The following is a 21,895-nucleotide window of genomic DNA, read 5'->3' on the forward strand; positions in this document are numbered from 1 at the left end:
CTCGGCGATACGCCCGTCAGGGCGTCACCGCGCTTGTGGAGCGGGCGCCGACGCGGGTCACCAGGTAGCCGAAGGCCGCCGCGGTGAAGAACATGACGATGCCGTAGACGGCTGCCGGGATCGCCATCTGGGCGTTGTCGAGCAGTGCCGGGCTGAGGGCGATCGTGATGGCCAGTGTGCTGTTGTGGATACCGATCTCGAACCCGGCAGCCGTCGCTGCCCTCCGGTCGACCCCGGCAAGGCGCGGCACCCCGTACCCGATAGCGAGGCTCAGCAGGTTGAACGCGAGGACGGCGAGGCCGACGGAGACGAAGTAGTCGGCGATGTTCTCGCGTTCACCGAGCACGGCCCCGGCGATCACCGCGACGAGCACGACAACGGAGAGGATCCGGACCGGGCGGTTCAGCCGCTCGGCTACCTGCGGCACCCGGGCCCGGATGAGCATGCCGATCGCGACCGGGACGAGCACGATGGCGAAGACCTGGAGGACCTTGTCGAACTGCAGGCCGATGCTGCGCCCGTCGGGCAGGAAGTACGCCGCCGACAGGTTGACGAGGATCGGCAGGGTGAACGCGGCGAGCACCGAGTTGATGGCCGTCAGTGTGATGTTCAGGGCCACGTGCCCGCCGAACAGGTGGCTGTAGAGGTTGGCGGTCGTGCCGCCCGGCGACGCGGCCAGCAGCATCATGCCGACGGCCAGCTCCGGGGCCAGGCCGAAGGCCAGGACGAGGCCGAAGCAGATCGCCGGCAGCACCAGCACCTGGCACACCAGCGCGATGACGGCGGCTCTCGGATGCTGGGCCACCCTGCGGAAGTCCTCAGTGGTCAGCCCGAGACCCAGACCGAGCATGATGATGCCGAGGGCGATGGGCAGGCCGATCAATGTCAGGGCTGAGTCCATGGCACAACATCGTTACCACCGGGTAACGCCGTCACAATCCCCCATGTGGCTGGCGGCTCTTGACCGTTGACGGAGATCGGCTTAACTTCATCAATCAGATAAGTATCTTAACTAATTCTGCTTGATGCCTCGTGGGAGTGTGCCGATGCGACAGTTGCGCCACCGCCGTCTCACAGCAGTCGTTGCCCTGGCGACCCTGCTCGTCACCGCCGCCCCGCCCACCGCCGCGAGCGCAGGTGCGGGTGCGGGCGCCAAACCCGAGCGCGCCGGCTTCCACCGGGTCGGCTACTTCACCCAGTGGGGCATCTACGGCCGCGCCTTCCCGGTCAAGAAGCTCGACACCTCCGGGGCGGCGAGCCGCCTCACCCACGTCAACTACGCCTTCGGCAACGTCAGCGAGAACGGCCGCTGCTATGTGGACGGCGGGCCGGGCGAGGGCGACGCCTGGGCCGACTACCAGCGACCCGTCCCCGCCGAGGAGAGCGTCGACGGTGTCGCCGACGCCCCCGGTCAGGCGCTCAACGGCAACTTCGGCCAGCTCGCCAAGCTGAAGGCCAAGCACCCGGAACTGAAGGTGCTGATCTCGCTGGGCGGGTGGAGCTGGTCGACGTACTTCTCCAACGCCGCCCGCACCGACGCCTCCCGCAAGGCGTTCGTCGCGTCCTGCATCGACATCTACCTCAAGGGCAACCTGCCGGGCAGCCCGGGAGCCGCGGCAGGCGTCTTCGACGGCGTCGACCTCGACTGGGAGTGGCCCAACTGGGAGGGAGAGCCCGGCAACGTCATCCGCCCCGAGGACCGGGAGAACTTCACAAAGCTGCTCGCCGAGTTCCGCAGGCAACTCGACGGGTACGGCCGCACGACCCGCAAGCACCACCCGCTGACCGCGTTCCTGCCGGCCAACCCGGCCACCATGGACGCCGGCTACGAGGGCCGCAAGATCTTCAAGTACCTGGACTTCGCCACAGTGCAGGGCTACGACTTCCACGGCGGCTGGGACGCGGTGACCAACCAGCAGTCGGCGCTGCGCGTACCCCGGGGTGCACCGGACAACCCGGACTTCTCCGCCGAGGTGGCCATCGACGGCTGGATCGCCCGTGGCGCGCCCCGCAACAAGCTCGTCCTGGGCATCCCGTACTACGGCAGGGGTTGGACGGGCGTCACCGGCGGCGGCAACGGCCTCTTCCAGCCGGCCACCGGCCCGGCGCCGGCCACCTTCGAGGCCGGCTACGAGGACTACAAGCAGCTCAAGACTCTCGCCGGCAAGGGCTACACAGTGCACCGCGACCTGCGCTCCGGGCACGCCTGGCTGTTCGACGGCACTACCTTCTGGACGTACGACGACCCGGCTGTCGTACTGCAGAAGACGCTCTACATCAGGCAGGCGGGTCTGGCCGGCGCCATGATGTGGTCGCTCGACGGCGACGACGACAACGCCACGCTGACCAAGACGATCGGCCTCGGCCTGACCACCTGGTAGGCGTACCGCGCTCCTGGCCCGTCGCCGACCGGTTCCCGGCCGGTGGCGGGCCGACTACCGGGCGGCCACCGCGCGCACCGCGGCCTCGACGAGCGCCGTCACCTGGCCCATGTCACGAGCCCGGGGTACGTCCAACTCGGCCGACCACCCGGCCGGACCCTTGAGTGTCACAGTCACGTCGTCGCGGCGATGGGTCAACCAACCGGCGAGCGCCTGGACCAGCACCATTGCCGAGCCGGCGTCGCCGACCGCCACCAGCAGAACAGACGCCTCCTCCTCCGTGTCGGTTGCGGCAGTGGTGACCGTCCCGTGCAGCCGGTCGTCGGCGCGCAACCAGGACGCCAGCGACCGCTGCGCGTCGGCCACCGGACGATCCGAGTGCAGCGCGAGTGTGAACGAATCCGGCAACGTCTCCTCCTCGGCAGCGGAGCGATCGGCACAGCCCCGTCACTCCCGCCATCCTGCCAGCCGGCCCGGACAGCGGCATCCCACGCAGTCACGGAAGTCGATCGGACCTTGACCACGGTATCGACGCTTCATAGGCTCCGGCCACTGCGAGGCTGTTCCCGAGAAGGGAAACACGAGACATGGCCCCATCGATGCGCCCGTTCCGGTCGGTCCCACCGAGGCGGCTCGCGAGCGCCGCCACCATCGCCCTCCTGCTCGGCATGAGTCCCCTGCTCGGCGGCACACCGGCCGCGGGTGCCGCCGCCCGGCCCACCCCGTGCAGCAACGACCCGGGCGCGCGGTTGAGCACCGTGCCGGCCCCGGAGGCCGTGCTCGGCTTCCCCCTCGGCGTGGGCCAGGAGCGGGTCGTCACCAACGGCGAGGTCCGCAGCTACCTCGCGGCGGTGGACAACGCCTCGGACCGGGTTGTCACGGGCGTGATGGCCACAAGCGTGCTCGGGCAACCGCTGCCGTACGCGGTGGTGTCAAACGAACGCCACGTGCGGCCGGCCGCGCTGCGTGAGATCGCCGACGACGTACGCGACCTGCGGGATCCCCGCCGGACCAGCGCGCGCACGGCGGCCAAGACGGCGAAGGACAGCCCGGCCATCGTCTGGGTCACCGCCAACGTGCACGGCGGCGAGAAGAGCGGCACCGACGCCGCCCTCAAGACGCTGTACGAACTGGCCGCCGGCCTGTCCTGCGACGTTGCCAAGCGCAACGACAACCTGGTCACCATCGTCGTGCCGACGCAGAACCCGGACGGCCGCGACGCGACCCGGCGGCAGAACGAGTTCGGCTTCGACATGAACCGGGACTGGTTCGCCCGCACCCAGCAGGAGACCGACGGCAAACTCGAACTGCTGCGCCGCTACCCGCCGCAGGTGTTCATCGACGCGCACGAGATGGGTGGCAGGCAGTACTTCTTCCCGCCCAACGCCGACCCGATCCACCACGAGATCGCCGGGGAGGCCGTGGACTGGATCAACCGGATCGGCGAGGCCAACAAGGCCGGCTTCGGCTACAACGGCGCCTGCGACGACACCGTCACGACCGAGTGCTACTTCAACTACGACACGTACGACATGTTCTTCATGGGCTACGGCGACACGGTCCCGACCACCGGCTTCGGCGCGGCCGGCATGACGTACGAGAAGGGCAGCGCTTCAGCTGTCGCCGACCGGGTGCAGCAGCAGTTCCACACCCAGTGGTCGACGCTCGGCTGGGCCGCCGCCAACAAGCGCGAGGTGCTCAGCGGCTACTTCGACATCTGGACCGACGCGCTGGCCCAGGGCAGGGCGGGAACGCTGGAGCCCAACGAGGTGGTACAGCCCACCAACGAGGTCCAGTTCCCGGTGCCGGACATCACGATCCGCTCGTACTTCCTGCTGCCCGACCGGCAGCTCGCCGATGTCCGGCAGCTCGTCGAACGGCTGCGCCGGATGGACGTCGAGGTCTACGAGGTGCAGAAGCCGACCCGCGTGCCGAACGCCCGGATCTTCGGCGGCCGGAGCGCCACCAACGTGACAGTGCCCCAGGGGGCGTACTGGATCCCGATGGACCAGCCGCAGAAACACTGGATCCAGGCGATCATGGGCGAGGACCCGTACGTGCCGTTCCCGTACTTCTACGACGTCTCCTCCTGGAGCAACCCGCTGCTGATGGGCGTGTCCACCCTCTACACCGGCGACAACGTACGGCCCAAAGCGCAGCTCGTCCGCAAGGTCTCCGGCGGCCGGACCGGGCTCGCGTGGCCGTGGGGCTCGTACACGTACAAGCTGGACTCGGCTGCCGCCGCCGAGTTCACCTTCACCCTGCTCGACCGCGGCGTACCCCTCGTGCGGGACCTGACGACGAACACAGTGGCCATCGCGGCGTCGAAGGTGAGCCGGAGCGTCGACGAGCTGGCCCGGTCGCTCGGTGTCACAGTGGCTCCGGCCGGACGGCCCACCGGCACCCGGCTCACACTGCCCGACGTCGGGCTGTTCCAGGGCACCGGCATCTCCACCACGTCCGGTTCGCACGGCGAGGCCCGGTACGTTCTCGGCAAGCGGTGGGGCCTCGACCTGAAGCCGGTCACCACCGCCGACATCAACGACAACACCGAGGCGTTCACCGGCCGTACCGTGCTGCTGGTGCCCGACGGCAGCAGCGCCACCGGCGGGCTCACCGCGACCGGGCAGGCGAACCTGCGCGACTGGATCGCGCAGGGCCACACCTACATCGGGCTGCGCAACGAGGGCACACGGATGGCCCGCGCGGCCGGGCTCACGTCCACGACCGAAAAGCCCAAGCCTGCCGACTACCTGGTGATCGGCTCGCACCTGCGGGTCGACGTCGACCGCGACAGCCCTGTCGCCCTGGGCCGTCCCGCCGAGGACTTCGAGTTCAACAACAGCGACCCGATCCTCAACCCCAGCACCACCGGAACGAACGTGCTCACCTATCCGACGGGCGACACGTTCTGGGCCAACGGCTACACAGTGGGCGCGGACACGCTCAAGGGCACGGCAGCCGTCGTCGACGAACCGACCGGCGCGGGTCGGGCAGTGCTGTTCGCGTTCAACCCGCTCTTCCGGGCGTACAACGAAAATGGTCTGCACCTGGTGGCCAACGCGCTGCTCTACCCGGCGGGCGCGACCACGCCGGACGCCCGGCGCTCGGCCGGGGTCGACCCGGCACGGGCCAACGCCGCCGCCGCGCCCGTCGCGGCGGACCTGGGCGGCGGGTGGCGGCCCATCACCATCCAGGTCGCGGCGGCGGACCTGCCGCGCGCCCAGGCGATCGTCGAACGCTTCACCACCGACGCGACGGCGTCCGCGAAGAACGGCTCGGTGTACGTCGTGATCCCGAACCCGGAGGGACGCCAAGTCGACGAACACCCGTTCCTCGCCGACCTGGTACGCGCCCTGCGCGACGCCCAGGTGCCGCTGCGATCCGTGGTGGGCTGACCGGACCGGCACCGCGAAGCGCCCGTCCCCCTCGCGGCTTGGGGGCGGGCGCCTCTGCGCGATCTGGGGCGATCTGGGGGCCGTTGTCGCGTGGTGCGGAGGATCTGGCGGGGTCTACGACGCCGGGCGACCTCGGTGACGCAGGTCCGCCAGGAGGCCGGCTCGAAGACCAGCGCTGGCCCTCGCGGATCCTTGGAGTCCCACACCGACGATGTGTGCCATCGCCTGGCCCCGCTCGCCGTCTTCGCCACCTACCGGTCCGACCGCGCGGCCCTGCTCGCCCGTTCTCGCTTCGCCTTTTCGCCACCGATCGGCTCGCGCAAACTCCGAAGATCTTGGACAGTTTCCGTTAGCAGGTAACGGAAACTGTCCAAGATCTTGAGCCCAGCGGCACGACGGCGGACCAGCGGACCAGCAGCAGGGCGGCGGACCGGCACGGCGGCACGGCGGCACGGCAGCCGGCGGCACGGCGGCACGGCGGCACGGCGGCACAGCGAATGACGGGAACTGTCCAAGATCTGGTGGCGTGGAGACGGCCCGCCGGCGAAAGCTGTCGGGATGCTGCCTGCCGATGACGCCGACGCACTCGACTGGCTCGCCTTCGAGCAGGCGGGCGTCCTGACGACCGCGCAGGTCTCCGGGCTGCTGAGCGAGGGGAAGGTGCGGGGCCGGATTCGCTCCGGTCGGTGGCGGTCGGTCTGCCGGGGGATCCTGTTGACCGGCAACGGCCGACTGACCCGCGACCAACAGCTTTGGGTGGCGGTGCTGGCTGCCGGGCCGGAGGCGGTGCTGGCTGGGATGACCGCCGCCGCAGAAGGCGGGGTACGGGGCCTGCGGCGGGAGCCACTGCATGTGCTGGTGCCGGCAGACCGCCGTGCCGCGCGAACCACCTTGCGTCGACTTCCGATCGACATGCCGGCGGTGCTGGTGCATCGCACGTCGGTGCTGCCGGAGTCTCATCGTCAACTCGCCCCGTCCACCGCGTACCACGACGGCCAGAGCGCTTGTGGACGCGGCGGGCTGGGCGGCCGGCGTGGATGAGGCGCAGGCGGTGCTGGCCGCCGGCTGCCAGCAGCGCCGGGTGCTGCCCGAGGAGTTGCGGGCGGTGCTCGACGTCCTCCCTCGGGCGCCTCGCCGGCGGCTGATCGGGCAGGCCGTCAGCGACATCGCAGGCGGCGCGCAGGCGCTCTCCGAGATCGATTTCCTGCGGCTGTGCCGCGGACACCGCCTACCCACCCCCGACCTTCAAGAACATCGCGTTGACGAGGCGGGCCGTAACCGCTGGCTGGACGCGTACTGGCGAGAATGGCGGTTGCAGGTTGAAGTCGACGGTGCGCACCACATGGACGCCCGGCATTGGGCGGCTGACATGCGCCGGCAGAACGACGTCTGGACCAGCGGCGATCGGATCCTGCGCTTCCCGGCCTGGCTGGTCCGCGTCCGCCCCGACGAGGTCGCCGCGACGGTCCGCCGCGCCCTCGTGGCCGCCGGTTGGACCCCGACCCCACGTCGCCGCGACCCGGCACACGAGTAGATCTTGGACAGTTTCCGTTACCAGCTGACGGAAACTGTCCAAGATCTGCAATCGACGGACGGTTTCAGCGGTCTACCGGCCGTCGCCGCTGTCGGTAGCGGCCGAGGTGAGGGCGGCGCGGACCCGACGGCTCGCCGCCGACCCGCAGGCGGCGGCGAGCTGGGTCGACCACGCCCGCCGTCCGGCAGATCGACTGACGGCGCGTCCGGCTGGCCCGAGGATCGGGCCAGCCGGACGGCGCGGCGTCAGCCCGTCAGCACAGCGCCAGCCCGTCGGGGCAGCTCCAGTCCGACGGCACGACGCCAGCCCGACGGCACAGCGCCAGCGCGCCAGCCCGACGGCACGACGCCAGCCCGTCGGGGCAGCTCCAGTCCGACGGCACGACGCCAGCGCGACGGCACGACGCCAGCCCGACGGCGCAGCGTCAGCCGCTCGCGCAGACGGTGCCGTTCAGGCTGAACGCTGTGGGCAGTACGTTCGGGCCGCTGTACGCGCCGACGAAGCCGGCGCTCACGCTGGCCCCGGCGGCGATCTGCCGGTTGTCGTCGGTCGGGGTGACCCGCACGGCCGTGCCGACCTGCTCCCAGTTGGCGCTCCAGCCGCTGCTCACCTGCTGCCAGCCAGTCGGCCAGGTCCAGGTGAGTGTCCAGCCGGTGATCGGCTTCGTCCCGTTGTTGGTGATCTCGACTCCCCCGATGTAACCGTTGCCCCAGTCGTTGTTCGTGGTGAAGCGGACCGTGCAGGCGCTCGTCGTCGGGCTGCCGGTGGCGAAGGTGAGTGGCGGTGACGACCACGAGACCCGTCCGGCGGTGTCCCGGGCCAGCACATTTACCGTGTACCTGCTGCCCGGCACCAGGTTGCCGACAGTGAACGAGGTGCCCGCCGTCTCGCCGAGCTGCTCGCTGACGGCACCGTTCTGCCGGTACACCTCGTACTTGGCGATCGGGCTGCCGCCGGGCGTGGCCGCCGGCCAGGTGATCGTCGCGGCGCGGTCGGTGATGCCACTGGCGGTGGGTTGGCCCGGCGCTGACGGCCGTCCGGCGGTCGCGCCGGCCGGGCGCAGCACAAGCGTGGTCAGGGAGTACGCGGGCAGCGTCCGACTGGTCGCGGAACCGGACTGGCTGGTGGTGATGCCCGTCGCCCCGTTGGTGAGTGTGGACACCGTCGGCGCGGCGGTCGACGGGGTGAATCCGGCGTAGTCGATGGTGACCGTGTGCGCGGCGTCCGGGTCCTTGTTGATCAGCAGCACGGCGAGGTCTCCGTTGGCGCGGCGGACCGCGTGCGCGCTGACGAGCGACTCGTCCGTGCCGGCCCTGACGAACTGGTCGCCTGTCTTCGCGAACAGCTTCATCATTGTCAGCCCGTGGTACGGCGCGAACGGCGTGTTCAGCGGCGGTTCACACACCGAGCCGTCTTCGGTGCAGGCGCCGCTGGACAGGAGCCCGAAGTCGCCGTAGTCGGTCTGGCCGGCCACTTCCGACACCGTGCCGATGCCGTTGTGCACGTTCCACCACTGGACGGTGAAGACACCGCTGGACAGCAGCCCACTGTAGACGTCGGCAAGGAACAGCGCGGCCGGCTGGGTGGTGCGGCCCGCGTCGACGTTCAACTCGGTGAAGCTGATGCCGATGCGCCCGGCGTCCGGACCGGCGTACCGGGCAAGCTGCTCGCGGAGCAGGTACGTCGCGTCGGGAAGGTGGCTGGTCCGGGCCAACGACTCCGCGGCCGTGCCTCCCGGGTACCAGTGCACGTCCACGAAGTCGATCTTCGGGCCGGCGATGGAGAGCACCGTCTGGTTCCAGGGCCCGGGGTCGCTGCCTGCGGTGATCCCGTCCGGCCAGTTGCCCGGCATCGTCAGCACCGCACCGACCTTGATGGTCGGGTCGACCGCCTTCATCGCGTCGGCGTACTCGACGACCAGGCGCGCGTACTGACTCGCGCTCTTGTCCGGGTGGTCGTCGGCCTCCCACGCCGACCCGTAGTGCCCGTTGCCGTAGTTCTCGTTGCCTACGGTCCAGTACCGCGCGCCGTAGCCCTTTGTCACGTTGGCGTACCGCACCCAGTCGGCGGCCTCGGCAGGCGTGCCGGTGCCGTAGTTCGCGATGATCATCGGCTGCGCGCCGGCCCGCTTGACCGCCGCCATGAACGTGTCGAAGTCGGTGTTCGGCGCCACGTACCCGCCGGGAGCGGTGTGGTCCTTCCAGTGGTAGATGTCGGCGTACGAGCCGCCGGGGTAGCGCATCATCTGCACACCGGCGTCGCGCAACAGGTCGGTCGTCTCGGCCGTACCCAGGTTCTGGTCCCAGATGGCGTGGTTGACACCCAGTGCCGTGTCGGGCACGGTGGCCAGCCCCGCGCGGGCGTTCACGGTGACGGCGACCGGGTCGGCCGCCGCGCTGGCGGTGGAGGCTGTGATGCCGGAGAGCGCGCCCGCGGCGAGCACCAGGCTCACCAGGAGTGCCGTGCGGGCTTTCGGTTTACGCATGGGCGGAGTTCCTTCGCGGAGACAGAACAGTGAGTCGCCCAGCCGGTCAGGGTGCGGCGCGGCGGGCGGACCCGTGGACGGATGGCTCCCGGCGCTCCATCGCTCGTGTCACCGTCCCCCGGGACCTGTGCTGGTCCCGGCTGCCCATGGACGGCGGTCAGCCCCGCGCGCGCGGCTCATCGACGGCCAAGAATGTCACGGCCGAATCGACGATCTCAAGGGGTACGCGGCTGCCAGCCTCGCCTCGACTGACGTACGACGATCAGGCTCCTGGCGGGCGGGGTGGCCGGGTGCTGTCACGGATGACGAGCTCGGTGGCGAGTTCGATGCGCGGGCTCTCGGTCTTCTCGCCGCTGGCGAGCCGCAGGACGGTCCGTGCGGCCAGCATGCCCATCTCGGCCAGGGGCTGGCGGATCGTCGTCAGCGGCGGGGAGCACCAGCGGACCTCCGGCAGGTCGTCGAAGCCGACCACGCTGATGTCGTCGGGCACCCGCAGGCCCCGTTTACGGACGGCCTCGTAGACGCCGAGGGCCATCTGGTCGCTGGAGGCGAAGATGGCGGTGGGCGGGTCGGGCAGTGCCAGCAGGTGCGTACCGGAGGTGAAGCCGGCCTCGTGATAGAAGTTGCCAGGTCGGATGAGGGCCTCGTCGACGGGGATGCCTGCGGCACCGAGCGCGGCGCGGTAGCCGTCCATCCGGGCCCGGCTGCACATCAGGTGCGGTGGTCCGGCGATGAAGCCGATCCGGCGGTGGCCGAGGCCGATCAGGTACTGGGTGGCGCTCAGACTGCCCGCCCAGTTGGTGGCGCCGATGGTGGGTGACTCCTGCGGGTCGACACCGGCGGGGTCGATGATGACCACCGGGAGGTGCAGCCGGCGCAGTTCGGCCTGCAACGGCGGGTTCACCATCGAGGTCACGAAGATGACCCCCTCGGTGGACCGGGTACGCATGTTGTCCAGCCATTGTTTGGCCGACGTGATGCGCCAGTGGATGGCGGAGACGACGGTGCCGACGCCGCTGCTCAGGGCCACGTCCTCCACCCCACGGATGATCTCCACTGCCCAGGGGCTGTCCAGGTCGTTGAAGACCAGGTCGATGAGCGCGGCGTCGGTCCGCCGGGCCTGCGTACGGCGTCGGTAGCCGTGGTGGTTGAGCAGCGCCTCGACGCGTTCCCGAGTCCCGGGTGCGACGTCGGAGCGGCCGTTGATGACCCGGGAGACCGTGGGCACGGAGACACCGGCCAGACGTGCGATCATGGCGATTGTGACATTTCGGCCGTTGTCGGAGCCCACGGTCCCCTTCTTCCTCTGACGGGACGGTTCAGATCGGTCGGCGGTTCGCGGTCACCCCTTGACGCTGCCGGTCAGGCCGCCGATGAGCTGCCGTTCGGCCACGGCGTAGAAGCCCAGTGCCGGAAGCATGGACAGGACGACGTAGGCGAGCACCCGGGCGGTGTCGTCGGCGTACTGGCCCTGGAACGCCTGGACCCCGACGGGCAGAGTCCACCAACTCTGGTCGCTGAAGACGACCAGCGGCAGCATGAAGTTGTTCCAGCTGGTCACGATCGCCAGCACGGAGACGGTGGCCAGGGCGGGACGGGCCATCGGCAGCAGGACCCGCCAGAAGAAACCGAAGGCGCTGCACCCGTCGAGGACGGCTGCCTCCTCGACCTCGGCCGGGATGGTCCGGAAGAACTGGCGCAGGATGATGATGGTGATCGGCAGCCCGAAGGCGGCCTGGGGCAGGATGACACCGAGCGGGTTGTCCAGCAGGCCGACGCTACGCAACAGCACGAACAGCGGCAGGATGGCCACCGCGAACGGGAACATCAGGCCGATCGCGAACAACGTCACCAGGAACTCGCGGCCCCGGAAGGCGTAGCGCGCGAAGACGAACGCAGCCATCGCCGCCGAGCCGACGACGATCAGGGTGCTGCTCACGGCGATGAGCAGACTGTTGCCGAGCTGCCGCCAGAACACCCCGTTGCCCAGGATTTCCAGGTAGTTCGGCACCCACGGGTCGGGCCAGCCCAGCGGGTTGCTGGACAACTGGCCGTTGTCCTTGAAACCGCCGAGCACGCCGAAATACACCGGCACGACGATGAGCACGCCGACGGCGATGCAGACGAGGTGCAGCACGACGCTGCGGGTCCGCTGGGCGCGGCTCGCCATGGCGGTCATCGCTGGCCTCCCTGGGTGGTGATCGCGCCCGCCGTGTCACGACGCAGGACGATGCGTTGGTAGAACAGGGCGAAGACGAGGCTCAGCAGGAACATCGTGATGCTGATGGCACTCGCGTAGCCGACCTCGAAGCGCCGGAAGCCGAACTGGTACATCGTGACGGCCAGCGTCTCCGAGGAGTGGATCGGCCCGCCGCCGGTGAGCACCCACACCATGTCGAACAGTTGGACGGTGCCGATGACCGACAGGAAGATGCTGATGCGGATCGTCGGGCCGAGCAGGGGCAGGGTGACATGCCGGAACGCCTGCCAGGCGCTGGCGCCGTCGGTCACCGCCGCCTCGTGCAGCTCCTTCGGGATGCCCTGCCGGGCTGCCAGGAAGAGCATCATGTAGAGGCCGAAGTACTTCCAGGACACCACCATGAAGACGGCGTACAGCACGGTGTCCGGGTCGGCGAAGATGGTGCCCGCGTCGGCGCCCAGCCACCGGGCGACGCCCTCCCCGAGCCCTCGGTTGGGTGAGAACACCAGGGTGAACAGGACGGCTGTGGTGACCTCGGAGAGGACGTACGGGGCGAAGAAGATCAGCCGGTAGACGGCCCGCCCCCGAAGCGGCTGGTTGAGCAGCATGGCCAGGGCCAGCGCAACAGGAAGCTGCACGCCCAGGGACAGCACCACCAGCACCAGGCCACGCCACAGGTCGCCGCGGAACGTCGGGTCGCCGAAGGCGCGGGTGTAGTTGTCCAACCCGATGAAGTTCTCCGGCAGGCCAAAGCCGTTCCACTTGAAGAAACTGGCGTAGCCGGCCACCACGATGGGGGCGAGGACCAGCAGTACGAACAGCGCCAGGGCCGGCGCCAGGAAAACAGCGAGGACGGTGCCCCGGCCGGGCCGGGGCTGGCGGTCGCGCTTTCGCGCGGTGCCCGGCCCCGACGCCGGCGGGTCGGTCGCCGTGTCGCCGCGCCTGTTGTCCGACACGGTCGATGGCCTGGTCATGCCTGCTCCACTCGGGTTCTACGGCCAGCTACGGATGGATGGGTGGTCACGATCAGACGGTCTTTGCCACCTGCGTGATGTCCTTGACGATCGCCGCCGGCGACTTCTTGCCGGCGATGATCTCCGCGACGCTGTCGTTGATCTGCTGTCCGAGTGCGGGCGCGTACGCCTGGTCGAGGTAGAGCTGGAAGCCGGTGTTCTTGGACAGGGCCTCCGCGACGACCTTGTTGTTGGCGTCGCTGACGGCCGAGGTGGCGTCCTTGACCGTGGGCAGCACGGCTCCGGTCTGGGCGGACCGCTTCTGGTTCTCGACGCTGAGCAGGAACTTCAGGAAATCGAGGGTGGCCGCCGGAGCGTCCTTGCCGACCGCGAAGCCGTTGCCGCCGCCGAAGACCTCGGTCGCGGCGCCCTTGCCGCCGTCCACGGCGGGGAACGGGAAGAAGCCGAGCTTGTCGCCGAGACCCTTCTTGCTGGTGGAACTGGACCCCTGCACCGCCGGCGCCCACTGCCCCATCAGCTCCATGCCGGCATTGCCGTTGCCCATGGTGGCGGCCTGGCCGTCGGGCGAGCCGTACTCGGCGCCCAGGAAGCCCTTCTGGAACGGCTGCAGGTCGACGAGTTCCTTGAGCCGCTCACCGGCGGCGACTAGGTCAGGGGTGTCGAAGTTCTTGCTGTCCACGGCCTTCTGCAGCGCGTCGACACCACCGATGCGCATGGCCAGGTACGACCAGTAGAAGTGGGCCGGCCACTTGTCCTTGCCGGCGAGCGCGACCGGGGTGATGCCTGCGGCCTTGAGCTTGCGGACCGCGTCGAGCACGCCGTTCCAGGTGGTGGGGGTCTCGGTGATGCCGGCGCGGGTGAAGAGTTCCTTGTTGTACCAGAACCCGACCATGCCGATGTCGAACGGGATGCCGTAGATCTTGCCGTCGATCGTGTACGGCTGCATGGCGGCGGGCAGGATGCCGCTGACCAGGTCCTTCACGTCGTCGGTGAGGTCCTTGACCAGGCCCGCGTCCACCTGCTGCTTGAGCACGCCGCCACCCCAGGACTGGAACAGGTCCGGCGGGTCGCCGGCCTGGGTGGCGGTGGTGAGCTTGGCCTTGAACGCCTCGTTCTCCAGGGGCTGGATGGTGAACGTGACGTTGCTGTGCGCGGCCTTGTACTCCTCGGACAGCGCGGCCCACACGGGCAGCATCGGTTCGGTGTTCTGGATGTGCCACCAGTTGATGGTCTGCGGGGCGTTCGGGTCGCTCGACGCTTCGTCGCCGCTGCACGCGCTGAGCAGGTAGGCACCGGCGCCGGCACCGGCGAGGCCGAGCAGCGTTCGGCGGGTGAGGTGGGTGGTCATGATCCATCCCTTCGGGACTCACTGAGGGTGCGGAAACGCCGGCCAGGCCGGCACGGTTCAGACCTGGATCTCCGGAACTTTCAATGCTTCTTCGGTGTTACCGATCGATGGCCGGCACGCTACGAGCTGTTTCGGCGGCGGTCAAGACCCCTGTCCAGCCGGGAAAAGACCGACTAACGTAGTGAAGACTTCCTATGGCTTGGTACCGCATAATTTCCGGAAGTTCATAAACCCGCACAGAGGAGCCCTCGTGTCGATCGACACCGCTGACGTGGCGACCGCTGCCCGGTCGATCCGCAACCCCGTCCTCGCCGGGTTCCACCCGGATCCGTCGATCCTGCGCGTCGGCGACGACTTCTACCTGGCCACCTCGACCTTCGAGTGGTATCCGGGAGTCCGCGTGCATCACTCGCGCGACCTCGTCAACTGGCGCACCCTGGGCGGGATCATCACCGACCGCCGCCTGCTCGACCTGCGTGGCTGCGGCGACTCCAACGGTGTGTGGGCGCCCGACCTGACGTACCACGACGGCGAGTTTCACCTCGTTTACAGCGACGTCGCCAGCTTCGCCAGCGGCTACTGGGACCCCCAGAACTTCCTGGTGACCGCGCCCGACATCGCCGGACCCTGGTCGGATCCGGTGAAACTGCACGGCCGTGGGTTCGACGCCGCGCTGTTCCACGACGACGACGGCACCACGTGGCTGCTGAGCATGAGCGCCGACTGGCGACCCGGCCGGGACCGCTTCGGCGGGATCGAGATCCAGCAGTACGACCGGGCCACGCGCCGTCTCGTCGGGCGGCCCCGGATGCTGTTCATGGGCACGTCGGTGGGGGTCACCGAGGGCCCGCACCTCTACCGCCACGACGGCTGGTACTGGCTGATCACCGCCGAGGGCGGCACCAGCTGGGAGCACCAGGTCACCGTCGCGCGGTCGCGGGAGCTGTTCGGGCCGTACGAGGTGGACCCGGACGGGCCGTTGCTCACCTCCGTGGGCCGCCCCGATCTGCCGTTGCAGAAGGCGGGTCACGGCAGCCTGGTCCGCACCCCGGACGGCGGTTGGTATCTGGCGCACCTGGTGGGTCGTCCCTACTCGCCGCTGGGCAACTGCGTGTTGGGCCGCGAGACCGCCATCCAGCGGGTCGAGTGGCCGGAGGGTGGCTGGCCCCGGGTGGCCGGAGGCGTTCCGGCGGAGCAGGTCGTCGCCCCCGACCTGCCCCCGCACCCGTGGCCGGCGGAGCCCGCCACCGACCACTTCGACGAGCCCGAGCTGGGTCATTGCTGGTCGACGCTGCGGCGCCCGGCCACCGCGGACTGGGTCGACCTGCGCTCGCGCCCGTCGCACCTGCGGGTTCACGGGGGGCAGTCGCCGGTGGGGCGTCAGACCCCGAGCCTTGTGGCACGGCGCGTCGGCGCCACGCACTGCTCGCTGGAGACGACTGTCGAGTTCGACCCGATCGACCACCGTCAGCTCGCCGGGATCACCGCCTACTACAACACCCTGAACTGGCACCACCTCTACCTGACCCGCGCCGACGACGGGCGCGCGGTGCTGGAGTTGCTCAGCTCCGACAACGGCCGGCGCACCGCGTACCCGGAGTTGACCGTCGACGTCGGCGGCGTCACCCGGGTCGGCCTACGCGCGGTGTTCGACGGGCCGGTGGTGCGCTTCGACTACGACCTCGGCGCCGGCTGGCAGCGGCTCCCCGTCGACCTGGACGCGACCATCCTGTCCGACGAGCACGCGGCGCTGATCATCGACGGTGAGCCGGCGGCGTGGGGCTTCACCGGGGCGTTCCTCGGCCTCTGGGTGCAGGATCTCGGCGGCGACGGCGTGTATGCCGACTTCGACCTGGCCACCTATCAGGAGCACTGACGACGGGGGGTGCCGACCGGGGAAGCGATCCTTCTCCCGGTCGGCGCCGCAGCGTGGCCGGCGGATTGAACGTTTGACGTCGCATCGACGTACTGGTAACTGTTAATACAGTTTCCTGATTCTTGCGACGTCCACCGGGCCGACACGCCACCGGCCGGCCCGCGGTGCGCCGCTGCATCCCCCAAGGAGCACCATGGTGCGCACGAGGACAACCGCCTACGCCGTGGGCGCGCTGCTGATCGGCGTCGCGGCGGTCGGCTACGGCCTGCCGTCAGCCAGCGCCGCGACCGCCGGCCCGATCACCGGCCTCGGCGGCAAGTGCGTCGACGTCGCCGCCGCCAACACGGCCAACGGCACGCCGATCCAGCTCTACGACTGCAACGGCACAGCAGCCCAGACGTGGACGGTCGGCAACACCGACAACTCCATCCGCGCGCTCGGCAAGTGCCTGGACGTCACCGCCGCGTCGAGCGCCGACGGCGCGAAGGTGCAGCTGTACGACTGCAACAACACCGGTGCCCAGAAGTGGACGGCAAGCAACGGCGCACTCGTCAACACCGGCTCCGGCAAGTGCCTCGACGTCACCGACCGCAACACGGCAAACGGCACCCGGTTGCAGATCTGGACCTGCTCGGGCACCACGAACCAACGCTGGACGCTCCCCGGTGGCGGCACCCCCACCCCCACCACGCCGACGGGCGTCAACCTCGACGACCCGGCGAAGAAGGACGTCGCCATGCAACTCGTCTCGGCTGCGGAAAACTCCTCCCTCGACTGGCGCGCGCAGTTCTCCTACATCGAGGACATCGGCGACGGGCGGGGCTACACGGCCGGCATCATCGGTTTCTGCTCCGGCACCGGCGACATGCTCGAACTGGTCGAGGCGTACACCCGCGCCAAGCCGGGCAACGTGCTTGCCGCGTACCTGCCGGCTCTGCGTGCCGTCAACGGCACGGACTCGCACGCGGGCCTCGACCCGAACTTCCCCCGCGACTGGCGGACCGCGGCCACCGACTCGGCGTTCCGGGCCGCGCAGGAGGCCGAGCGGGACCGGGTGTACTTCAACCCGTCGGTACGCGACGGCAAGAACGACCAGGTCCGGGCGCTCGGCCAGTTCGCCTACTACGACGCGGCGGTGATGCACGGGTACGAGGGCATGCGTCAGATCCGCAGCCGCGCCCTCACCCGCGCGAAGCCACCGGCCCAGGGTGGCGACGAGCGGACCTGGCTCAACGCGTTCCTCGACGAGCGGGTCATCGAGATGCGCAAGGAGGCCGCCCACTCGGACACGTCGCGCGTCGACACGGCCCAGCGGGTGTTCCTCAACAACGGCAATTTCGACCTGAACACCCCGTTGGTGTTCGCTGTCTACGGCGACCAGTTCCGGATCGGCTAGACCCCCACCGGCACTCGCACGACGCTCAGGGCGCCGCCTCGCGGCGCCCTGAGCTGTTTGCCGTGACCGGGCACACGTCTTGCCTTGACGCTGGCGACAAGGTTTAGCGTTGGCCCCACGAGCTGGTCGAGGAGGTCGCGATGCTGATCGGCGAGCTGGCGGAACGGGCCGGCACGAGCACCCGCACGCTGCGCTACTACGAGGCGCACGGGTTGGTACGGCCGCAGCGCTCGGCAAACGGCTACCGCGTCTACGACGAGGCGGAGCTGCGGGTCGTCCGGGAGATCCGGGCGCTGCTGGACGTGGGTTTCGGCCTCGACGACGTCCGCCCGTTCGTGGCCTGCCTGCGGGCGGGCAACACCTCCGGCGACGTCTGCCCGGACTCGGTGCTTGTGCTGCGACGCAAGCTCGCGGAGGTCGACGACTACCTCGAACGGCTCGGCGACGTACGCCGGCAGTTGCACGACCAACTCACCCACGCCATCGCCCACCGGGAGGACACATGCCCCAGGAAACGGCAGTCGGCTCGCTGATCACCGTCACCGACGACACGTTCGCCGAGCTGGTCCTGGCCAGCGAACGACCAGTGGTGGTCGACTTCTGGGCGGACTGGTGCCCGCCCTGCAAGATGATCGAAAAGAGTCTCGCCGAGCTGGCGGGAGAGTTCGGCGACCGGATGGTGGTGGCCAAGCTCAACAGCGACGACAATCCCCGGACCACGCGCGCCTACGCCGTCATGTCCCTGCCGACGCTTCTGGTGTTCCGGCGCGGCGAGGTCGTCGGCTCGATCGTCGGGTCCAGGCCGAAGACCTATCTGCGACAGACCCTGACCACGCACGCCGGCCTCTGACGGTCAGCGCCTGCCGAGTTCGGCCTCCAGCCGCTGGATGAGCGTCTTGCGGCCCTTGCCGTCACGTTCGGTGCGCAGGGCCGCCCGGAGCTGGCGCGTGTCAAGGCCACGAACGAGCTTGGCCGCCTCGGCGACAGGCATCTCCGACATCCGGCCGCCCGTCCGGGCAGCCATTCGCGGCTGCTTGGCGGGGCCGGTGGCGTCTCGCGGCTGCTTGCCGGGGCCGGTGGCGTCCCTGCGCGCCCGCTTGGCCGGGCTGGTGGCGTCCTTGCGCGCCCGCTTGGCCGGGCCGGTGTTGGCGACGTACTGCCTGCCGGAGCGGGACGCTTCACGCTTCTTCGTGTCGGTCGCGCGCTTCTGACTGTCCGACAGCTCGTCCCAGGCACGCTTGGGCAGGTACCGACTTGTCGTACCGCCCCGGCGGGCGCGGGTGTCGCCCTCCTTGGTCTGCCAGTTCTCGTTGCCCCAGCGCTGGAGGGACTTCTGCCGCTCGTCCTTTTCGCCAAGGAATCCGCCGCCGCGCCGCTTGTACTCCTGCGTGAGTAGCTGCGACTTGCGAGCCGACCACTGGCCCTTCCTACCGCCCTTGTCGGATGCCTTGATCTCTTCCTTGATCTGCTCCCGGAGCTCGGGCTTCGTGTACCGCGCCATGGCTCGCAGCTACCCGGGACCGCGCCGGCTATGCCTCCGGCACGCCGTGTTGACCTCAACCGGACACGAGGTTCTAGCCTCCTTGCGGAGGTACGGAATGAGTATGGAAGTTACCGCGTGGACGTCCCTGCACCGCGCGATGAACGCCCAGGAAGAACGACCGCTGTCCCGTGCCACACTGAAGCGCATCGGGAGGTTCGCACGACCACACCGCCGACTGATCGTCAGGTTCCTGCTGTTGAGCGTGGTGACAGCGGTGCTCACGGTGGCCGCGCCGGTGCTCGCCGGCCGGGTGGTGGACGCGATCGTCGACGGCGCCGACAGCGGCGTCGTGATCCGGTTGGCCGCGCTGATCGCCGTGATCGCCCTGGCCGAGGCCGGCCTCGGCCTGGTGACGCGGTTCCTGTCCGCAAGCATCGGTGAAGGGCTGATCGTCCAACTGCGGACAGCCGTCTTCGACCACGTCCAGCGCATGCCCGTGGCGTTCTTCACCCGAACCCGTACCGGCGCGCTTGTCAGCCGCCTGAACAACGACGTGATCGGCGCGCAGCGGGCGTTCAGCGACACCCTGTCGGGCGTCGTCGGCAACGCCGTCACCCTGGCCCTGACGCTTGCGGTGATGCTCACCTTCTCGTGGCAGATCACGCTGCTGGCGCTCGTACTCCTGCCGATCTTCGTGCTCCCGGCCCGGCGGATGGGTTCGCGGCTCGCGCAGTTGCAGCGCGAGGCGGCCGAGCACAACGCGGCAATGAGCACCCGGATGACCGAACGTTTCTCCGCGCCCGGCGCGACGCTCGTCAAGCTGTACGGGCGGCCGGCCGAGGAGTCGGCCGAGTTCGCGGCGCGGGCGCGGCGGGTGCGCGACATCGGTATCCGCGCCGCAATGCTCCAGTGGGTCTTCATCACCGCGCTCACCGTTGTCGGCTCGCTGGCGCTGGCCCTCGTCTACGGACTCGGCGGCGTGTACGCGCTGCGGGGCAGCCTCGACGCCGGCACCGTGGTCGCGCTGGCGCTGCTGCTGTCGCGCCTCTACGCGCCGCTGACCTCGTTGGCGAGCGCCCGGGTCGAGGTGATGAGCGCGCTGGTGAGCTTCGAGCGGGTGTTCGAGGTTCTCGACCTCAAGCCGCTGATCCTCGACAAACCCGACGCCCGTCCGCTGCCGGACGGGCCGGTCGCTGTGGAGTTCGAGGGGGTACGGTTCGGCTACCCGTCGGCCGAGAAGGTGTCGCTGGCGTCCCTGGAGGATGTGGCGAAGCTCGATGCGCGCGGCGGCGAGGAGGTACTGCACGGCGTGTCGTTCCGCGCCGAGGCGGGCCAGATGGTCGCTCTCGTCGGCTCGTCCGGGGCTGGCAAGTCGACGATCGCCCAACTCGTCCCCCGCCTGTACGACGTCGAGGACGGCGCGGTACGCCTCGCCGACGTGGACGTACGCGATCTGTCGTCGGATTCGATCCGGGCGGCTCTCGGCGTGGTGACCCAGGACGGGCACCTGTTCCACGAGAGCATCCGCGCCAACCTGGCGTTCGCCGCGCCGGGCGCGACGGAGGAGGAGATGTGGGACGCGCTGCGCCGGGCTCGGCTGGAGGCCCTGATCCGTTCGCTGCCCGACGGGCTCGACACTGTCGTCGGTGAACGGGGGTACCGCCTGTCGGGCGGGGAACGGCAACGGCTCACCATCGCGCGACTACTGCTGGCCCGCCCGCGTGTGGTCATTCTCGACGAGGCGACGGCCCATCTGGACTCCACGTCGGAGGCCGCCGTCCAGGAGGCCCTCGCCGAGGCGTTGGACGGGCGGACGAGTGTGGTCATCGCACACCGGCTGTCCACAATCCGCGCGGCCGACCAGATCCTCGTCGTCGAGGACGGCCGCATCGTGGAACGTGGGCGGCACAGTGAGCTGCTCGCCGCCGGTGGTCGCTACCAGGATCTGTATCGCACCCAGTTCGACCAGGACGAGCCGGAGGCGCCGCAGCAGCGCGTCGCGACCGTCTGAGGAGTGCTGTCATGCTGCCGCCCGCCACGGTGATCCCGTGACGGGCGGCGGCAGGTGGTGTCAGTCGTCGTCGCCGGACTTGTCGTCGTCATCATCATCGTCGTCGTCGTCGTCGTCGTCATCGTCGTCGTCATCGTCGTCATCGTCGTCGACCGGCTCCTGCTCGGCCTTGACCACAGTGCCGTTGTCGCGGTCGACGTCCACCTCGTGCTCGATGTCGCCCGCGACGATCTCGACGCTCCAGACCGGCCGGCCGTTCTCCTCCTCGGCCTCGACCTCGACGATCTGGCCGCCGCCCGCCTTGGCGAGGGCGATCTCACCAGCGCGTTGCTCGTCCACCGCGCTGCCCGCCGGCGCGGTGCTGGCCGAGGGAGAGCCCGCCGACGGCGTACCCGATGGGGTGCCGCTGGTGCTCGGAGCGGGCGTGGTGGCGGTGTCGTCAGTGGCCGTCGGGGCGACGGTTGCCGCGGCGAGTGTCGTGCCCCCGGACCGCGAGTTGTTCGCGGCGGTGACGCCGAGCGCGACCCCGGCCACCGCCAGCACCGCCGACCCGCTGACCGTCGCCAGAAGCAGATTGGTGCGCTTCATCGTGGTGTCCACCTTTCCTCGGTTGTCGACTCTGAGGATCGGTCGAATCGGGATAGCACCGCGCTGTCCAGACGATAAGACCGGGTTAAGCCGCGGCGTCCCAGTAGATCTTGGACAGTTTCCGTCAGGCACTGACGGAAACTGTCCAAGATCTCCGACTGCCGGACGGCGCGGCGGCTGCCGGACGGCGCGGCGGCTGCCGGACGGCGCGGCGGCTGCCG

18 protein-coding genes are annotated in these 21,895 nt (G+C 69.7%); 9 read left to right on the plus strand and 9 right to left on the minus strand.

The window, feature by feature from the left end:
- Positions 1-16: 16 nt before the first annotated feature.
- A complete protein-coding gene (locus tag ADK66_RS05970) occupies positions 17-901 on the minus strand; it encodes a bile acid:sodium symporter family protein (RefSeq protein ID WP_053652887.1) in 885 nt (294 codons plus the stop codon).
- Positions 902-1,046: 145 nt separating this feature from the next.
- Between ADK66_RS05970 and ADK66_RS05975 the strand changes: the two genes are divergently transcribed.
- Complete coding sequence (locus ADK66_RS05975; protein ID WP_053652888.1) at positions 1,047-2,381, plus strand: glycoside hydrolase family 18 protein; 1,335 nt, start codon at positions 1,047-1,049, stop codon at positions 2,379-2,381.
- A 54-nt stretch (positions 2,382-2,435) separates the two neighbouring features.
- On the opposite strand, the gene ADK66_RS05980 is transcribed toward ADK66_RS05975, so the two are convergent.
- The gene (locus tag ADK66_RS05980) at positions 2,436-2,789 is read right to left on the minus strand and encodes a hypothetical protein (protein WP_053652889.1); all 354 of its coding nucleotides are present in this window, start codon (positions 2,787-2,789) and stop codon (positions 2,436-2,438) included.
- Between the two features lie 179 nt (positions 2,790-2,968).
- Between ADK66_RS05980 and ADK66_RS05985 the strand changes: the two genes are divergently transcribed.
- The 3 genes from ADK66_RS05985 (at position 2,969) to ADK66_RS32185 (ending at position 7,313) form a co-directional block, all read left to right on the plus strand.
- A complete protein-coding gene (locus ADK66_RS05985) occupies positions 2,969-5,779 on the plus strand; it encodes a M14 family zinc carboxypeptidase (protein ID WP_053652890.1) in 2,811 nt (936 codons plus the stop codon).
- A 558-nt stretch (positions 5,780-6,337) separates the two neighbouring features.
- A complete protein-coding gene (locus tag ADK66_RS32180) occupies positions 6,338-6,820 on the plus strand; it encodes a hypothetical protein (protein ID WP_231639920.1) in 483 nt (160 codons plus the stop codon).
- Complete coding sequence (locus tag ADK66_RS32185; RefSeq protein ID WP_231639921.1) at positions 6,813-7,313, plus strand: endonuclease domain-containing protein; 501 nt, start codon at positions 6,813-6,815, stop codon at positions 7,311-7,313. The genes ADK66_RS32180 and ADK66_RS32185 overlap by 8 nt, the downstream gene beginning before the upstream one ends.
- Before the next feature lie 424 nt (positions 7,314-7,737).
- Here the strand turns inward: ADK66_RS32185 and ADK66_RS05995 are convergent, their stop codons facing one another.
- The 5 genes from ADK66_RS05995 to ADK66_RS06015 all read right to left on the minus strand — a co-directional run bounded on the left by ADK66_RS05995 (position 7,738) and on the right by ADK66_RS06015 (position 14,320).
- Positions 7,738-9,798, minus strand: a complete 2,061-nt coding sequence (locus ADK66_RS05995) for a cellulose binding domain-containing protein (RefSeq protein ID WP_053652891.1) — start codon at positions 9,796-9,798, stop codon at positions 7,738-7,740.
- 262 nt (positions 9,799-10,060) lie between these two features.
- Positions 10,061-11,053: a LacI family DNA-binding transcriptional regulator gene (locus ADK66_RS06000; RefSeq protein WP_209273271.1), complete on the minus strand. Its 993-nt coding sequence runs from the start codon at positions 11,051-11,053 to the stop codon at positions 10,061-10,063.
- An 87-nt stretch (positions 11,054-11,140) separates the two neighbouring features.
- Positions 11,141-11,977 (minus strand): carbohydrate ABC transporter permease, encoded by an 837-nt coding sequence (locus ADK66_RS06005; RefSeq protein WP_082377255.1) that lies wholly within the window; start codon positions 11,975-11,977, stop codon positions 11,141-11,143.
- Positions 11,974-12,972, minus strand: a complete 999-nt coding sequence (locus ADK66_RS06010; RefSeq protein ID WP_053652893.1) for a carbohydrate ABC transporter permease — start codon at positions 12,970-12,972, stop codon at positions 11,974-11,976. Before ADK66_RS06010 ends, ADK66_RS06005 begins: the two co-directional genes overlap by 4 nt.
- Positions 12,973-13,024: 52 nt before the next feature.
- Positions 13,025-14,320 (minus strand): extracellular solute-binding protein, encoded by a 1,296-nt coding sequence (locus ADK66_RS06015; RefSeq protein ID WP_053652894.1) that lies wholly within the window; start codon positions 14,318-14,320, stop codon positions 13,025-13,027.
- A 250-nt stretch (positions 14,321-14,570) separates the two neighbouring features.
- Here ADK66_RS06015 and ADK66_RS06020 point away from each other — a divergent pair, with 250 nt between their 5' ends.
- The 4 genes from ADK66_RS06020 to trxA all read left to right on the plus strand — a co-directional run bounded on the left by ADK66_RS06020 (position 14,571) and on the right by trxA (position 18,442).
- Positions 14,571-16,196 carry a glycoside hydrolase family 43 protein gene (locus ADK66_RS06020; protein WP_053652895.1) on the plus strand — a complete coding sequence of 542 codons (1,626 nt, stop codon included), beginning with the start codon at positions 14,571-14,573 and terminating at the stop codon, positions 16,194-16,196.
- Between the two features lie 193 nt (positions 16,197-16,389).
- On the plus strand, positions 16,390-17,592 hold the full coding sequence (locus tag ADK66_RS06025) for a chitosanase (protein ID WP_053652896.1): 1,203 nt from the start codon (positions 16,390-16,392) through the stop codon (positions 17,590-17,592).
- A 140-nt stretch (positions 17,593-17,732) separates the two neighbouring features.
- Positions 17,733-18,125 carry a MerR family transcriptional regulator gene (locus ADK66_RS06030; protein ID WP_053652897.1) on the plus strand — a complete coding sequence of 131 codons (393 nt, stop codon included), beginning with the start codon at positions 17,733-17,735 and terminating at the stop codon, positions 18,123-18,125.
- Complete coding sequence (trxA, locus tag ADK66_RS06035) at positions 18,095-18,442, plus strand: thioredoxin (RefSeq protein ID WP_053652898.1); 348 nt, start codon at positions 18,095-18,097, stop codon at positions 18,440-18,442. Before ADK66_RS06030 ends, trxA begins: the two co-directional genes overlap by 31 nt.
- Positions 18,443-18,445: 3 nt before the next feature.
- Here trxA and ADK66_RS06040 read toward each other — a convergent pair whose 3' ends face one another.
- The gene (locus tag ADK66_RS06040) at positions 18,446-19,093 is read right to left on the minus strand and encodes a DUF5872 domain-containing protein (protein WP_053652899.1); all 648 of its coding nucleotides are present in this window, start codon (positions 19,091-19,093) and stop codon (positions 18,446-18,448) included.
- A gap of 97 nt (positions 19,094-19,190) precedes the next feature.
- On the opposite strand from ADK66_RS06040, the gene ADK66_RS06045 reads away from it, so the two are divergent.
- Positions 19,191-21,086, plus strand: coding sequence for an ABC transporter ATP-binding protein (locus ADK66_RS06045; RefSeq protein WP_053652900.1), 1,896 nt, complete (start codon positions 19,191-19,193; stop codon positions 21,084-21,086).
- A 60-nt stretch (positions 21,087-21,146) separates the two neighbouring features.
- Here the strand turns inward: ADK66_RS06045 and ADK66_RS06050 are convergent, their stop codons facing one another.
- Entirely contained in the window at positions 21,147-21,674 is a 528-nt protein-coding gene (locus ADK66_RS06050) for a PepSY domain-containing protein (RefSeq protein WP_053652962.1), read from the minus strand.
- Positions 21,675-21,895 lie beyond the last annotated feature (221 nt).

It is taken from the genome of Micromonospora sp. NRRL B-16802 (genome assembly GCF_001279555.1).
GTDB lineage: Bacteria > Actinomycetota > Actinomycetes > Mycobacteriales > Micromonosporaceae > Micromonospora > Micromonospora profundi.

Bases quoted from the DNA above. Each gene is read 5' to 3' on its own strand.
- ADK66_RS06010 (WP_053652893.1), bottom strand. From the start codon at position 12,972: ATGACCAGGCCATCGACCGTGTCGGACAACAGGCGCGGCGACACGGCG.
- ADK66_RS06030 (WP_053652897.1), top strand. From the start codon at position 17,733: ATGCTGATCGGCGAGCTGGCGGAACGGGCCGGCACGAGCACCCGCACG.
- ADK66_RS05970 (WP_053652887.1), bottom strand. From the start codon at position 901: ATGGACTCAGCCCTGACATTGATCGGCCTGCCCATCGCCCTCGGCATC.
- ADK66_RS05975 (WP_053652888.1), top strand. From the start codon at position 1,047: ATGCGACAGTTGCGCCACCGCCGTCTCACAGCAGTCGTTGCCCTGGCG.
- ADK66_RS05985 (WP_053652890.1), top strand. From the start codon at position 2,969: ATGGCCCCATCGATGCGCCCGTTCCGGTCGGTCCCACCGAGGCGGCTC.
- ADK66_RS05995 (WP_053652891.1), bottom strand. From the start codon at position 9,798: ATGCGTAAACCGAAAGCCCGCACGGCACTCCTGGTGAGCCTGGTGCTC.
- ADK66_RS06040 (WP_053652899.1), bottom strand. From the start codon at position 19,093: ATGGCGCGGTACACGAAGCCCGAGCTCCGGGAGCAGATCAAGGAAGAG.
- ADK66_RS06015 (WP_053652894.1), bottom strand. From the start codon at position 14,320: ATGACCACCCACCTCACCCGCCGAACGCTGCTCGGCCTCGCCGGTGCC.
- ADK66_RS06045 (WP_053652900.1), top strand. From the start codon at position 19,191: ATGAGTATGGAAGTTACCGCGTGGACGTCCCTGCACCGCGCGATGAAC.
- ADK66_RS06050 (WP_053652962.1), bottom strand. From the start codon at position 21,674: ATGAAGCGCACCAATCTGCTTCTGGCGACGGTCAGCGGGTCGGCGGTG.
- ADK66_RS06000 (WP_209273271.1), bottom strand. From the start codon at position 11,053: ATGATCGCACGTCTGGCCGGTGTCTCCGTGCCCACGGTCTCCCGGGTC.
- trxA (WP_053652898.1), top strand. From the start codon at position 18,095: ATGCCCCAGGAAACGGCAGTCGGCTCGCTGATCACCGTCACCGACGAC.
- ADK66_RS32180 (WP_231639920.1), top strand. From the start codon at position 6,338: ATGCTGCCTGCCGATGACGCCGACGCACTCGACTGGCTCGCCTTCGAG.
- ADK66_RS06005 (WP_082377255.1), bottom strand. From the start codon at position 11,977: ATGACCGCCATGGCGAGCCGCGCCCAGCGGACCCGCAGCGTCGTGCTG.
- ADK66_RS06025 (WP_053652896.1), top strand. From the start codon at position 16,390: ATGGTGCGCACGAGGACAACCGCCTACGCCGTGGGCGCGCTGCTGATC.